Annotated in this window: 11 protein-coding genes; 5 read left to right on the plus strand and 6 right to left on the minus strand. The window is 72.1% G+C overall.

All coding sequences use genetic code 11. The features are described 5' to 3' along the window. Position 1 precedes the first annotated feature (1 nt). A complete protein-coding gene (locus ABZV93_RS01315; RefSeq protein WP_354929713.1) occupies positions 2-1,276 on the plus strand; it encodes an MFS transporter in 1,275 nt (424 codons plus the stop codon). On the opposite strand, the gene ABZV93_RS01320 is transcribed toward ABZV93_RS01315, so the two are convergent. From ABZV93_RS01320 to ABZV93_RS01330, 3 genes are all read right to left on the minus strand, one after another. Further along, on the minus strand, positions 1,164-1,886 hold the full coding sequence (locus ABZV93_RS01320; RefSeq protein ID WP_354928458.1) for a nucleoside/nucleotide kinase family protein: 723 nt from the start codon (positions 1,884-1,886) through the stop codon (positions 1,164-1,166). The genes ABZV93_RS01315 and ABZV93_RS01320 overlap by 113 nt on opposite strands. A gap of 4 nt (positions 1,887-1,890) precedes the next feature. Further along, positions 1,891-3,348 carry a glycoside hydrolase family 32 protein gene (locus ABZV93_RS01325; RefSeq protein ID WP_354928461.1) on the minus strand — a complete coding sequence of 486 codons (1,458 nt, stop codon included), beginning with the start codon at positions 3,346-3,348 and terminating at the stop codon, positions 1,891-1,893. 106 nt (positions 3,349-3,454) lie between these two features. Further along, the gene (locus tag ABZV93_RS01330) at positions 3,455-4,453 is read right to left on the minus strand and encodes a Gfo/Idh/MocA family oxidoreductase (RefSeq protein ID WP_354928464.1); all 999 of its coding nucleotides are present in this window, start codon (positions 4,451-4,453) and stop codon (positions 3,455-3,457) included. A 607-nt stretch (positions 4,454-5,060) separates the two neighbouring features. Between ABZV93_RS01330 and ABZV93_RS01335 the strand changes: the two genes are divergently transcribed. Beyond that, on the plus strand, positions 5,061-6,737 hold the full coding sequence (locus ABZV93_RS01335) for a GMC family oxidoreductase N-terminal domain-containing protein (RefSeq protein ID WP_354928467.1): 1,677 nt from the start codon (positions 5,061-5,063) through the stop codon (positions 6,735-6,737). Here the strand turns inward: ABZV93_RS01335 and ABZV93_RS01340 are convergent. Together ABZV93_RS01340 and ABZV93_RS01345 are read right to left on the minus strand one after the other, a co-directional pair. Beyond that, positions 6,718-7,842 (minus strand): serine hydrolase domain-containing protein, encoded by a 1,125-nt coding sequence (locus ABZV93_RS01340; protein WP_354928470.1) that lies wholly within the window; start codon positions 7,840-7,842, stop codon positions 6,718-6,720. The genes ABZV93_RS01335 and ABZV93_RS01340 overlap by 20 nt on opposite strands. 73 nt (positions 7,843-7,915) lie before the next feature. Continuing rightward, a complete protein-coding gene (locus tag ABZV93_RS01345) occupies positions 7,916-8,338 on the minus strand; it encodes an Hsp20/alpha crystallin family protein (RefSeq protein ID WP_354928473.1) in 423 nt (140 codons plus the stop codon). 338 nt (positions 8,339-8,676) lie between these two features. Between ABZV93_RS01345 and ABZV93_RS01350 the strand changes: the two genes are divergently transcribed. The 3 genes from ABZV93_RS01350 (at position 8,677) to ABZV93_RS01360 (ending at position 12,676) form a co-directional block, all read left to right on the plus strand. Next, the gene (locus ABZV93_RS01350; RefSeq protein WP_354928476.1) at positions 8,677-9,666 is read left to right on the plus strand and encodes a TerC/Alx family metal homeostasis membrane protein; all 990 of its coding nucleotides are present in this window, start codon (positions 8,677-8,679) and stop codon (positions 9,664-9,666) included. A gap of 429 nt (positions 9,667-10,095) precedes the next feature. After that, positions 10,096-11,910: a diguanylate cyclase gene (locus tag ABZV93_RS01355; protein WP_354928479.1), complete on the plus strand. Its 1,815-nt coding sequence runs from the start codon at positions 10,096-10,098 to the stop codon at positions 11,908-11,910. Between the two features lie 16 nt (positions 11,911-11,926). Then, positions 11,927-12,676 (plus strand): metal-dependent hydrolase, encoded by a 750-nt coding sequence (locus ABZV93_RS01360; RefSeq protein ID WP_354929716.1) that lies wholly within the window; start codon positions 11,927-11,929, stop codon positions 12,674-12,676. Positions 12,677-12,689: 13 nt separating this feature from the next. On the opposite strand, the gene ABZV93_RS01365 is transcribed toward ABZV93_RS01360, so the two are convergent. Next, positions 12,690-12,878 (minus strand): hypothetical protein, encoded by a 189-nt coding sequence (locus ABZV93_RS01365; protein ID WP_354928482.1) that lies wholly within the window; start codon positions 12,876-12,878, stop codon positions 12,690-12,692. Between the last annotated feature and the right edge of the window lie 154 nt (positions 12,879-13,032).

A 13,032-nucleotide genomic window follows, 5' to 3' on the forward strand; every position in this document is an offset into this window, starting at 1 on the left:
ACTGTTCGTCGCCTTCTCCGCGCTGGACGACGCGATTTTTCTGTACCCGCTGTACACCCTGCTGTTCTCCGACAGCGGGCTGTCCACCGGACAGATATCGGTGTTGCTCGGGCTGTGGGCGGGTGCCGCGTTCGTCCTGGAGGTGCCGTCGGGCGTCCTCGCCGATCGGCTCTCGCGACGTCACCTGCTCGCCGTCGGTGCGGTCCTGCGAGCCGCCGGGTTCGGGTTGTGGATCTGCCTGCCGTCCTTCCCCGCCTTCGCGGTCGGCTTCGTGCTGTGGTCCGCGCAGGGAGCGCTCAGATCGGGCACGCTGCAGGCGCTGGTGTACGACGAACTCGCAGCGGTCGGGGCCGAGTCCACCTACGACCGACTGCTCGGCCGGGCCGCGGTCGCCGAGGGTACTGCCGGACTGGTCGCGACCGCGCTGGCCGCTCCGTTCTTCGCGGTCGGCGGCTACGCCGTGGTGGGGTGGGCCTCGGTGGCGATGGGGCTGGCGCAGGTGCCGGTGGCGCTGGCGTTCCCCGACGTGCCCCGGTCCGGGCTCGAGTCCGAACCGACCGGGGTACGCGCGTACGCCGCGACCCTCCGGGCGGGGGTGGCCGAGGCGGTCCGCGACCCGGCCGTACGCCGGCTCACGGTGCTGACCGGCCTGCTGCCCGGGCTGGTCGCCTTCGACGAGTACCTCCCGCTGCTGGCCCGAACGGTCGGCGTCACCGACTCGTACGTCCCGCTGCTGATGGTCGTACCCGGCGTCGCCATGGTGGTGGCGGCGCTGCTGGTCGCCGCGCGGCGGTGGCGGTACGCCGTCGCGCCGGTCGCGCTGTCCGTGGCCGGCTTCCTCGTCGGCGCCGGGGCGGCCGCCACGTCCACGGTCGGCGTGGTCGCGATCGGAGTCGGCATCGGCGCCTTCCACCTGGCGAGGCTGCTGCTGGACGCGCGGCTCCAGCACGCGATCAGCGGGCCCGCCCGGGCCACCGTGACGTCGCTGTCCGGCGTGCTGTCCGAGGGGGCCGCTCTCACGGTCTTCGCGGCGTTCGGCGTCGGCTCGGTGTGGCTGCCGATGGGCCGGCTGTTCGCCGCCGACGGGGTGCTGGTCGCGGTGTGCGCGGCGTACCTGACCGTCGACGTCGTACGCGGCAGGCGGACGCGCGGCTCCGCCAGGGTCAGGCCGGACCGCCGTCGTGACCGCCGTCGTGACCGCCGCCAGTCCCGCCGGCGCCGTTTCTGCCGTCGGGCACGCCGTCGGCAGCGAACGGGCGAAGGTCCCACGCGGTGACGTCGACCACCCGGTCCGCGCGGTCGATCCCGGCCGCCACCAGGTCGGCGTTGCGCTGGTCGGAACCGGTCGCGAACGCCTGTGCCACCGCCGGGGACCTGCCGAACTCCCGGTGCCGGCGGATCAGCCGGTCCATCCGGACGTCCTCCTCGGTGAGCACGAACCAGCACGCGTCCAGCAGTGTGCGCACCTGCCGCCACGGTTCGTCGGTGAGCAACAGGTAATTGCCTTCGGTCACCACCAGCGGCGTGTCCGGTGGAACCGGCAGCGAACCCGCCACCGGTTCCTCCAGCACACGCGAGAACGCCGGCGCGTAGACGGTGCCCTCGGCCGGGTCGCGCAGCCGCCGGAGCAGGGCGAGGTAGCCCGCGGCGTCGAAGGTGTCCGGCGCGCCCTTGCGGCCGGCCCGGCCGAGCCGGTCGAGTTCGGCCTGGGCGAGATGGAAGCCGTCCATGGGCACGTACACCGAGGCCGGCGCGAGGTCGGCGACCAGACGCTCGGCGAGGGTGGACTTCCCGGCGCCGGGCGCGCCGACGATGCCGAGCACGCGCCGCCGGCCGGGGGAGGCGAGTGCGCGTGCCTCCTCCAGCAGTTCGTCGTACGTTTCCATCGACCTATCCCACCGACCTGCGCAGCCGCCACGCCGTGACACGCCCGTCGACCGGGCCGCCGTCGCCGGCCGTGACCCGCAGGGTCCACGGCGGTGGCGACTGCGGGTAGAAGCGGCAGGTGAGTGCCTGGCCGGCCGCGAACAGTTCACCCACCGACCCGTCCACCAGCAGGCGAAGCTCGACGCTCACCGGCCCCCCGGCCTCCCCGCCCGTCACCGCGTCCGCGATGGAAAAGGTGCCCCGGTGCGATCTTGAGTCCAGGCTCGCCGAGTCCCGGTCGACGGTCACCGTGCCGGCGCGCCAGTCGACCAGCAGGTCCAGGTGCTCGGCCTCGCCGGTCACCAGTCGCACCTGCGTGGATTCGCGGTCGGTTCCGGACGCGGTGAGCGCGAGGTCCAGCTCGAACTGCGCGGGCACGTCCTCCACGTCCACGGACGAGTCGGCGTCGAAGGGGCCCTCCAGCGAGGCGACCGCGCCGTCGCGAAGCGCGGCCAGTTCGGCCGGCGGATGCCAACGCGGCTCGCCCTCGTCGGTCACGGTGAGCACCCGGGGGAGGGTGAGCATCCCGGACCAGTCCGCCTCGATCGAGGCGGAGGCGTCGCGTCCCTCGGTGACCCAGCCCCACACCAGCACCCGTCCGTCCGGGTCGCGCATCACCGACGGGGCGTAGAAGTTCGGCCCCTGGTCGATCCGCACGGCCGGTCCGGGGTCGGCGAGCCGGTCGGCCTCGTCGCGGCCGGTGAGCGCGAGCACGTGGGTGATGCCCTCGTGGCGGTCCCACGCACCGACGAGGAGTACGCCCCACTCGCCGAGCGAGGCGTACTGCGGGCACTCCCACATCATCCCGGTGTCGTGGTCGGTGCCCTCGCCGGTACGCCGCCGGCCGGCGAACGGCCCGACGTAGGTCCAGTTCGTCAGGTCGGACGACTCGTACAGCCTGGCCTGCCCGAGCGCACCGCCGTCGGCCTCGTCCCCGGCAAGCCCGGCGCCGACGAGCATGCACCAGCGGCCGTGGTGCCACCACACGAACGGATCCCGGAACTGCACCGGCGACTCCGACGCGTCCGGTGCGTCGACCATCGGGATCGACCCGGTGAACTCGAACCCGTCGGCGGACTCCGCTCGCCGCACCGGCTGGAACGGGTTCACCGAGTCGCAGGCGGAGTAGAACGCGTACAGCCGGTCGTCCGCCGCCACGGTGTTACCCGACCAGCAACCGCCCTCGTCCGGTGTGCCGGGGCTGGGCGTGAGCGCGGGACGATGCAGCGTCCAGGTCACCAGGTCGGTGCTGGTCGCGTGGCCCCAGTGCACGGGTCCGGTGCGGGGAGTGTCGAAGACCTGCTGGAAGTAGAGGTGGTAGGAGCCGCGGTAGTGGACCGGGCCGTTCGGGTCGTTGACGTAGCCATCCACCGACCGCACGTGGAAGTGCGGTGCGTGGTGGTCGTTGGGAAGTGCGGGCACCGGACAACGATGGTGCCCAGTGATCGCCGCGGTCAACCTGGGCCGTCCGGCACCCGTGGTGCGGTCGTGGCCAGGCTGAAGCCGGACACCGGGCTCGGACCCGGGGTCAGAGGCGTACGACCTGGCCCGCGGTGACGCTCTCGTGCACGGCGGCCACCACGGCGGTGACGGCGACACCCTCGGCGACGGTGGGCACGGTCACCGGCTCGCCGCGCAGCAGGCCGGCGAAGTCGCGGGCGATCTCCGCGGCCACCCCTACCAGCCGGCCGTCGCGCTCCACCGTCGAGTGGTGCAACCACTGCAAGGACGGCCCGGCGAAGTGGATGCCCTCGTCGGATCCGTCCACCCGCACCGCGGCCTTGCTGCCGACGAGTTCGTACCGGAAGTCGAACACGCTCGGGTAGGACTCCGGCAGCACCCAGTGCGACTGCAGGGCCAGGGTGGTGCCGTCGTCGAAAGTGACCAGCGCGTGTACGCCGTCGTAGGTGTCGATGCCGTCCCGGGCGAGCTCCCGTCGCAGCCCGGTCGCGTAGACGGAGCGGGGAGTACGCCCGGACAGCCACAGCGCCAGGTCGACCGTGTGCGGCATGAGGAACCACGCCGGGGTGGTCCGCGCGGCCCACGACAGCATGCGTTCCGGTACGAACCTGGTGTCGTTGAGATGGGCACACTGGAAGAGCACGTCGCCGACAGCGCCGTCGGTGATCTGCTGTCGGACGGTGACGAAGCGCGGGTTCCATCGGTTCTCGAACGCCACCATGGCGGGGCCGCCGCCGGCTTCCACCGCGGCCTCGATCTTCTTGGCCTCCTCGACCTCCGTGGCCAGCGGCTTCTCCACCAGCAGGCCGATCCCCGCCCGGGCGACGGCGACGGCGGCGTCCCTGTGCGCAAAGTCCGGGGTGGCCACCACGACACCGGCGAGGTCGTGCCCTGCCAGCAGGTCCTCGTGGCTCGCATGTGAGCTCGCGCCGAGCTCGGCTGCCAGCTCTGCTCCGGCCGGCGTCGGGTCGGCGACCCCCACCACACGTACGTCCGGAAGCTGGCCGAGCGCCCGGGCGAACATGCGGCCCCGGATGCCGGCGCCCACCACCCCGATGTCAAGCATCACTTGCCTCCTCCGTTCGACGCTGCCTGCAACGCCGGACTGTCAACCCTGGCTTGTCAGCCTTCCCGGAACAGTCCGATCGGGTCCCGAGCAGCCTTGTCCGCACTCGTCGTTGCCCGCAACCCCCGGCGACCTGCGCCGACCGGACCTGGCCGGACCGTGAACACCGACTCAGCGAGCGGCACGGTCGGCACCTCCCGCCCACGGCGGAGCGCATGCGGGCCGCCGGCGCCGTCGAGGTCGTCGGGGTTGTCGGGGCCGTCGGCCAGGAAGCGCCCGAGTTCCCGGGCGAACTCCGCCGCGGTGCCCGGGCGTTCGCCGGGTCAGCGAACGGGCCAGCAGCCGGTCCAGCTCGGCGGGCCGGCCGACGCGTGCCGCCACGGGCTGTGGCCTGCTGTCGACCCGGCGTTCGCAATCCACCGCCAACGAACCGTCGTACGCGCGCTTCGGAAGGAGTGAACGGCGGAAACGGACCGCCCGAGATCCTCAACGGGGGAAACACCATGAAGTTTGTCAACGCGGCCGATCGGAAGGTCGTCTACCTTCCCTGGCCCGCCCAACTACTTCCACCTCCGCCGCCGGAGCGGCGTACTCATCCTCTGGGGTGATGCGCCGCTCCGGCCGAGCGGCCATGCTCGGTGGAGTTGCCACCGAGGGCGGGAGGACGACCACCGTGTACGACTACGTCATCGTCGGTGCCGGGTCTGCGGGATGCGTACTGGCCAGCCGGTTGTCGGCCGACCCGGGCGTGCGGGTGCTCCTGGTCGAGGCGGGCGGGCCGGACCGCCATCCGCTGTTCCGGGTGCCGAAGGGCTTCGGGAAGCTGATGGACGACCCCGGCAAGGCCTGGCACTACCAGACCCGGCCCTTCGGCCCGCGGGCGCGACCGGAGGTGTGGCCGCGGGGGAAGGTCCTCGGCGGGTCGAGCTCGATCAACGGCCTGGTCTACAACCGGGGTGACCGCCACGACTGGGACAACCTCGTCCGGCTCGGCAACCCCGGTTGGGGATGGGACACGATGCTGCCCATCTTCCGCGGGTTCGAGGACAACATCCTCGGCCCGTCGGACAGCCGCGGTGCGGGCGGTCCGCTCGGGGTGTCGCCGCCCCGGCGGCCCGACCCGCTCTCGGTGGAGATGGTCGAGACCGGCCGGTCCGTCGGGCTCACGCCGGTGCGGGACGTCAACGACCTCGACGAGGCCCGCGAGTCCGACGGTGAACGCATCGGGCACACCATGGCCACCATCCGCGACGGCCGCCGGGTCAGCGCGGCCACCGCGTTCCTGCGCCCCGTACGCCACCGGGCCAATCTCACCGTGCGCACCGGGACGACGGTCACCGGGCTGGTGTTCGGCGGCGACAAGGTGGTCGGGGTGCGTGCCCGCGACGCCGCGGGGGCGACGGTCGAGTTCTCCGCGGCGCGTGAGGTGGTGCTGGCCCTGGGCAGCCTCGGTACGCCCAAGGTGCTGCAGCAGTCGGGGATCGGCCCGGCGCAGGTGCTGCGCGCGGCCGGTGTCGACGTACGCCTGGACCGGGCGCTGGTGGGTGAGCGGATGCGCGAGCACCGGTGCCTGCCGCTGAAGTTCCGGCTCCGGGAGAACCTCGGCACCAACCGGATGCTGTCCTCACCGGCCCGGCAGGGGCTGACCGCGCTGAGATACCTGGTCCGCCGGGACGGCCCGCTGGCCACACCGGCGTACGACGTGCTCGCGTTCCTGAAGAGCCGGCCCGGCCTGGACCGTCCGGACGCGCAGGTGCTGATGGGCCCGTGGTCCGTGGCGACCTACCAGGCGGGGGAGGCGGTCACGGTGGAGCGCGAGCCCGGCCTGTCCGCTGTGGCGGAGATCCTGCGCCCCACCGCGGAGGGGAGCGTGCGCATCACCTCGGCCGACCCGGACGCGCCGTTGGACGTCGAGCCCAACTACTTCGGTTCGGAACACGACCGCCGGGTCGCCGTCGACGTCCTGGCCCGGATGCGGGAGTTCTTCGCGCACGAGCCGATCGCCGCGCGGCTCTCGGCCGAGACGTTCCCGGGCGTACGCACCGACGAGGACGTCGTCGACGCCATGCTGGACTCCGGCTACTGCGGTTACCACGCCATCGGCACGTGCGCGATGGGCCCGAACGACGAGGACGTCGTCGACTCCCGTCTCCGGGTCCGTGGAGTGGACAACCTTCGGATCATGGACGCCTCGGTGCTGCCGGCCATGGTCTCGGGCAACCTGAACGGCCCGGTGATGGCGATGGCCTGGAACGCCGCGGATCTCATCCTCGACCGGGCGTGAGGCGGTTGGTCGCCACCCGCACGTACGCCGGAGCGGTGGACGGCAGCACCTCGCGCACCAGCCCGGCAGCGACGTCGAGTCCCTGGTCGCCGTTGGTCAGCACGACCACGCCGACGTCGGGTCCCGGTGAGCCGGCGGCGAACGCCTTGTAGCCGGGGTTGTCGCCCCACTGCCAGAACATCCGCTCCTTGGTGGGGTCGCCTTCGAGGATCAGGCCCCACCCCAGTCCCCAGGCCAGCGGCCGGTCCAGCCGGACGTGCGGCGCGAGCATCGACTCCACTCCCTCCGGGCGCAGCGGCCCGGTCGAAGAGGCCGCGGATCCGGCAGGCGAGGGGGCGGTCGGCGAGGGGGCGGTCGGTGCACCGCCGGGCGTCGCGGCGGAGGAGAGGAAGCAGGCGAGGAAACGTGCGAGGTCGGTGGCCGTGGAGTGCAGGGACGACGGAGCGACCGCCTCCTCCGACTGCTGCTTGGCGAGGACCTCCCGCGTCGCCGTGTGACCGCGGGCCACTCTGTCCCCGAGTTCACCGGACCTGAGGTCGTCGGGCCAGGTGAGCGCGCTGCTGGTCATTCCCAGCGGCGAGAGGACGCGATCGGCCAGGAAGGTGCCCAACGGTTGGCCGGCGACCTGCTCGACCACCCGTCCCAGCTGGACGTAGCCCTCGCCCGAGTAGCCGAACCGGCTGCCGGGGGAGTGCATCAGGGTGAGTGGACCTCCGGCAGGTCGCCAGTTCGGGTAGCCAGAGGTGTGGCCGAGCACCATCCGGGCGGTGATGCCGGCCGCGGCGGGTTCGCCGGGCAGGTACGGCTCGGGCAGGTAGTGGTCCAGCGGACGGTCGAGCTCGAGGCGGCCCTCCTGGACGAGGAGGAGGACGCCGTACGCGACGACCGGCTTGGTCAGCGACGCGGCCTCGAACACGGTGTCCGTACCGACCGGTGCAGGGGCTGAGAGGTCGGTGACGCCGTACGCCGAACTCCAGACCGGGCCGGTGTGGTCGGCGAGCGCGACGCTCAGGCCGGGGACCACGCCCGCGCCCGCGGCAGCTCGGGCGAGTGCGTCGAGTCGGCGGGAGATGGCGGAAGCGGGCTCGACCGTACCGACGGGCATACCGCAGATGCTCCCAGGGGCGGGCCGGCGACCTCGGCCGACCCGCCCAGGGAACCCGTCTCGATGCGGCGCGTCAGGCGCTGATCTTCTGGCGCTCGGTCGCGCCGCTGATCTGCACCTTGCGCGGCTTGGCCTGCTCGGCGACCGGCAGCTTGACGGTGAGTACGCCGGCCTCGTAGTCGGCTTCCATCCGGTCGGTGTCCAGCGTGTCGCCGAGGAACAGCTGCCTGGTGAAGGTGCCCTGCGGGCGTTCGGCCACCAGCACCTCGACTTCCTCGTCCTGCGGGCCGCGCCGCTCGGCGCGGACGGTGAGGACGTTGCGCTCGACGGTGAGGTCGACGTCCTCCACGCGTACGCCGGGAAGGTCGAAGTGGACGTAGAACGTGTCGCCCTTGCGGTAGGCGTCGATGGGGACGGCTGTCGGCCGGGCCGCGGAGGTCAGCAACTGCTGGCTGAGACGGTCGAGCTCCCGGAACGGGTCGGTGCGCATCAACATCGTGACTCCCAGAAAAGCGTTCAGAAACTTACGAACCTGATCTGTCTGATCTGTCTCGCTACAACTACCTTGAGTCCGTTCGACTCAACTAGCTCCTATTTAGTGCGCCTCAGAAGATTCGTCAAGCACGCCCCCGGGAGACTTCGTTCATCCCGGGCTCGTTCGAGTTCGGCGAGTCGCCACTACACTGCTCGCTGAGTTGGAGGGGAGTACTCCCACGCGGTGGTGTCGTCATCACGGCTCGTCCACGACGGGCCCGGGGCCACCGGTCCGGACGCTGGGCGCCCGGGCGGAGGAGACCTCCGGCGTAGACGTCCGTCCAACGCCGGAGGTGTTGCGTGCACGTGCCGTTGTGGGTGTGGGTGCTCACGGTTGTCGGGATCACCGCGATCATCGTCGCCGACCTGGTCTGGGCCGACCGGCGTCCGCACACCGTCAGCATGCGCGAGGCGACGCTGTGGGTCCTGCTCTACGTCGGGCTCGCCGGCGCGTTCTGTCTCGGGCTGCTGCTCACCGCCGGGTCCCGGCCGGCCGGGGAGTTCCTCGCCGGCTACATCACCGAGTACAGCCTCAGCGTGGACAACCTGTTCGTCTTCGTCATCCTGTTGTCCCGGTTCGCCGTCCCCGCTGTCAGCCAGCACAAGGTGCTGCTCATCGGCATCGCGATCTCCCTGGTCCTGCGAGCGGCGTTCATCGCCGCCGGCACCGCCGCCGTGCACGCGTTCGAGTGGGTGTTCTACATCTTCGGCGCGCTGCTCATCTACACCGCGGTCAAGCTGGCCGCGCAGGGCGAGGAGGAGGAGGCCGACTTCCACGACGGCCGGCTCGTCCGGCTGATGCGCCGGGTGGTCCCCACCTCCGGGGAGTACGACGGGTCGAAGCTGACCACCCGGGTCGACGGCCGCCGGATGTTCACCCCGATGGTGGTGGTCGTCCTCGCCATCGGCGCCGCGAACGTCGTGTTCGCCCTCGACTCGATCCCGGCGATCTTCGGCCTGACCCAGGCGGGATTCCTCGTCTTCACCGCCAACGCGTTCGCGCTGATGGGGCTGCGCCAGCTGTACTTCCTGCTCGGCGGCCTGCTCGACCGGCTGATCTACCTCAGCTACGGCCTGGCCGTCGTCCTGGGCTTCATCGGCGTGAAGCTCATCCTGGAGGCGATGGAGAGTGAAGGGCTGAACGACATCGGCCCGGTCCATCTGCCGCACATCGGCATCGTGGCGTCCCTGGCGTTCATCGCCGCCACGCTCACCGTGACCAGCGTGGCCAGCGTGGCGGGATCGCGGGCGCGCACCCGTGAGCCCGAGCCCGCCAGCTGGAACGACTGACCGCCGCCGTATTCCGGGTCGTCCGGGTTCGCACTCCGGGAGGTCGGTGCTGCGCGGACGGCTCAGTCCCTGGAGCCAGACCCGGAGTCCCTGGAGCCAGACCCGGAAACTCTCTCGTACTTCTCCAGGCTTTGGCCCAATCCGCGTCCGCGCCTGCCCCGAACCACCTGTAGCGGGAAGCGTCGGGGGGGCGACGGCGCGGCGCGCGGGCCGGTCGAGGGGTGCGGCCCACGCGTACGCGCGGGCACGTGCGCCGAAGGGCAGGGGCCTCGCGGTCCGGGGACGCAGGGAAAGGCCGGGGTCGGCCGGGGCGCCCCGGCCTTCAGCAGTGGGGAGCAAGTCGGTTCGGGAGTGGGCCGGGACGGGGGCGGCCCACTCCGCGACACTGCGTACGAGCCGACGTGATCGGATCAGGCTAGGCTCCCTCCAGTGATCGAACGACCGCATGGGGGCGCTGTGGACGAGGAGCACGGCCTGCGGCAACGACTCGACGCGTTCAGGATGCTGCATCGGGTCAGCCGGGAGCTCAGCTCGGCTCGTGACCTGTCCGCGACCCTGCAGTTCCTGGTGGACAGCGTGGTGAGCAGCCTCGGGTTCGGGGTGGCCGCCATCAACGTCGTACACGACGACTGCCTGCGGGTGGCGGCGGTGGCCGGCCCGCCCGACGTTCGCGCGGCGCTGGAGGGTCAGAGCGGCCCGCGCGACGCGTGGGAGAGCCTGCTCGCCACGGCCGTGCCCTGGGGCACGCTGCGGTTCGTCCCCCACGGCGTCGAGGTGCCCTCGGAGGTGCCGGTGTGGGTCTCCGACGACGCCCGTGCGGTCGAGATGCCTGGTGCCTGGCACCCCGAGGACGCCCTGGTCGCCCCGCTGTACGCGCCAGACGGTGAGCTTGTCGGCGTCCTCAGCGTCGACCTGCCCATCGACGGCCGGGTGCCCGGTGAGCTGCAGCGAGAGTTGCTGGAGATGTTCGCCGCGCAGGCCGCCGTCGCCGTCGACAACGCCCGGCTGCACTCCGAGGTCCTGTCCACGATGGAACGCCTGGAGCAGGAGCACCGGGCGCTGCAGGCCAGCGAGGAGAGCTTCCGGCAGGTCTTCGAGAGCGCGCCGAGCGGGATGGCCGTGGTCAGCCTGGCCGCCGCGGACGAGGGCGCGCTGCGGCGGGTGAACGCCGCGCTGTGCCACATGCTCGACTACTCCGACCAGGAGCTGCGCCGGCTCGGACTGCCCGAGGTCACCCACCCGAAGGACCGGCACCTGTGGTCGAACCCCCGCCGGACCTATCGCGGCGACCTGCGCATGGTGCGGCGCGACGGCCGGGTGGTCTGGGTGTCGACCAACTGCTCGGTGGTGGTCGACGCCACCGGCGTACCCGATTTCAAGCTCGTCCACCTCGAGGACGTCAGCGAACGCCACGACCGTGAGGAGCAGTTGGCCCACCTCGCCGCCCACGACCCGCTGACCGGGCTGTCCAACCGCGCCGAGCTGCGGTCCCGGCTGCACCAGCTGGTCGCCGAGCGCCGCGACGTGTGTGTGCTGTTCTGCGACATCGACCGGTTCAAGCACATCAACGACCAGCACGGGCACGAGGTCGGTGACGTGGTGCTGGTCGAGGTGGCGCGGCGGCTGCGGGCCCACGTCCGCAAGCACGACGTGGTGGCGCGCGTCGGCGGCGACGAGTTCGTCCTCGCTCTGCGCGACACGACCGAGGAGGACGCGGCCGTGCTGGCCCGCCGGCTGGCCGCCGACGTCCGGCGTCCGGTCCGGTTCGGCCAGCGCGAGGTCCAGGTCGCGGTCAGCATCGGGCTCGGCGCGTCCACGGCCGGAGCGGACAGCGTGGACGAGTTGCTGCGCACGGCCGACCAGGCGATGTACCGCGTGAAGCTGCTCCACACCTACGGCGGGGTCGACGCACCCGGGACCGACTCCATCCACGTTCCCGACGGCGACCACCCGGCCGGTCACGGGCCCGGCTCCGTCGGCGTACGTGACCACGACGGCGCGGCCTCGCCCGCGCCGGCCGCACCCGCGGAGACTGCCGCTCCCGCGGCACAGGCGCCCGCTGCCCCGCAGGCGCCCGCTGCCCAGCAGGCACCTGCCGCGGGCAAGGTCGTCGCCCTGGATGGCGCCTTCCCTCGGGGCGGTGCGAGCGGTCCCCGGACGGTGACCCCGGCAGCGGGACCGGGGATGAGCACCGTGGACGATCTTCGGCCTCGACCCAGTGCGGGTGCGTCCCTGCGGCAGTGAGATCGTTTCGGCGGTGATGGGACATACGCACGCCGTCTGTGGAATGGCCGTCGGTGCCGTGGCCCTGCCGCTGGTGCCCCTCGACCGGATGGCCGGTCAGCTCGCCTGGGTCGCCTGCTGCGGCGGAATGGCACTCCTTCCCGACCTGGACCACCACTCCTCGACCGTGACCCGGATGTGGGGTCCGCTGTCCCGCGCCCTCGGTGTCGTCGTCTGCTGGCTCGGCCGCGGACACCGTGGCGGCACCCACGACTTCATCGTCGCCCCGCTGTTCTGGGGGCTGCTGGTTTTCCTGGCCGGGCTGAACCAGTGGACCCTGATGGCCGTCCTCGCCCTCGCCGTGGGCCTGGCCCTGCGGGCGTGCCACTTCGTGATTCCCGGCCAGTACGAGAAGTCCTGGCCGGTCAACCTGCTGGTCTCCGCCGCCCTCGGCTGGTGGCTGGTCCGCAACGGGGCCGCGGCCGACGCGAGCTGGCTGCCGTTCGCGGCAATGGTGGGTGTGCTGGTGCACATCGGAGCGGACGCGCTCACCGTCGGGTCGATCCCCAAGCCGTTCAGCTGGCTGGACGGGCGGCCCAACCGGATGGGGAGGGGGCCGCTGACCACCGGGCGGTGGTACGAACACGTGCTCGCGCTGGCGATGGTGGTGGTGACGTTCGCCGGGTTGTACACCCATGTCCCACGCGTCACCGCGCTCGTTGACCACATCGGTACGTCCATCGCTGCCACGGTTGGCACGGCGATGGGGACAACAGCGGCGCGCTGACGGTGGGCCGGCTTCAGGGACGTGGCGGAGCGGACAGGCTTCGACGCCGCAGCCAGGTGCCGACGGCGGTCGCCGTCATCACCAGGCAGCCGACCACGAACAGCGACCAGGGGCCGAGTTGCCGGTCGAGTGCGCCACCGGCCGCGCTGCTGGCGGCGGCCCCGAGCAGCGAGGCGGCGACCGTCGTCGTGAAGGCCCGCACATCCGGACGCGAAACCCACGAGCACGCGGGTCTGCCCGGCTCGGTCGATCAGCTGCCCCTGGGCCAGCAGGCCGACCGCGTTGCCGGCACTCAGCGTTCCGGTGACGAGGCCGGCCGCCGCGAACGAACCGGTCCCGGAGCGGACGAGCATGAG

The sequence above is a fragment of the Actinopolymorpha sp. NPDC004070 genome, from assembly GCF_040610475.1.
In the GTDB taxonomy this organism is placed as follows: Bacteria; Actinomycetota; Actinomycetes; order Propionibacteriales; family Actinopolymorphaceae; genus Actinopolymorpha.

Excerpts from the sequence above, each read along its gene's own strand:
- ABZV93_RS01335 (WP_354928467.1), top strand. The coding sequence starts at position 5,061 with ATGCGCCGCTCCGGCCGAGCGGCCATGCTCGGTGGAGTTGCCACCGAG.
- ABZV93_RS01330 (WP_354928464.1), bottom strand. The coding sequence starts at position 4,453 with ATGCTTGACATCGGGGTGGTGGGCGCCGGCATCCGGGGCCGCATGTTC.
- ABZV93_RS01320 (WP_354928458.1), bottom strand. The coding sequence starts at position 1,886 with ATGGAAACGTACGACGAACTGCTGGAGGAGGCACGCGCACTCGCCTCC.
- ABZV93_RS01340 (WP_354928470.1), bottom strand. The coding sequence starts at position 7,842 with ATGCCCGTCGGTACGGTCGAGCCCGCTTCCGCCATCTCCCGCCGACTC.
- ABZV93_RS01360 (WP_354929716.1), top strand. The coding sequence starts at position 11,927 with ATGGGACATACGCACGCCGTCTGTGGAATGGCCGTCGGTGCCGTGGCC.
- ABZV93_RS01345 (WP_354928473.1), bottom strand. The coding sequence starts at position 8,338 with ATGTTGATGCGCACCGACCCGTTCCGGGAGCTCGACCGTCTCAGCCAG.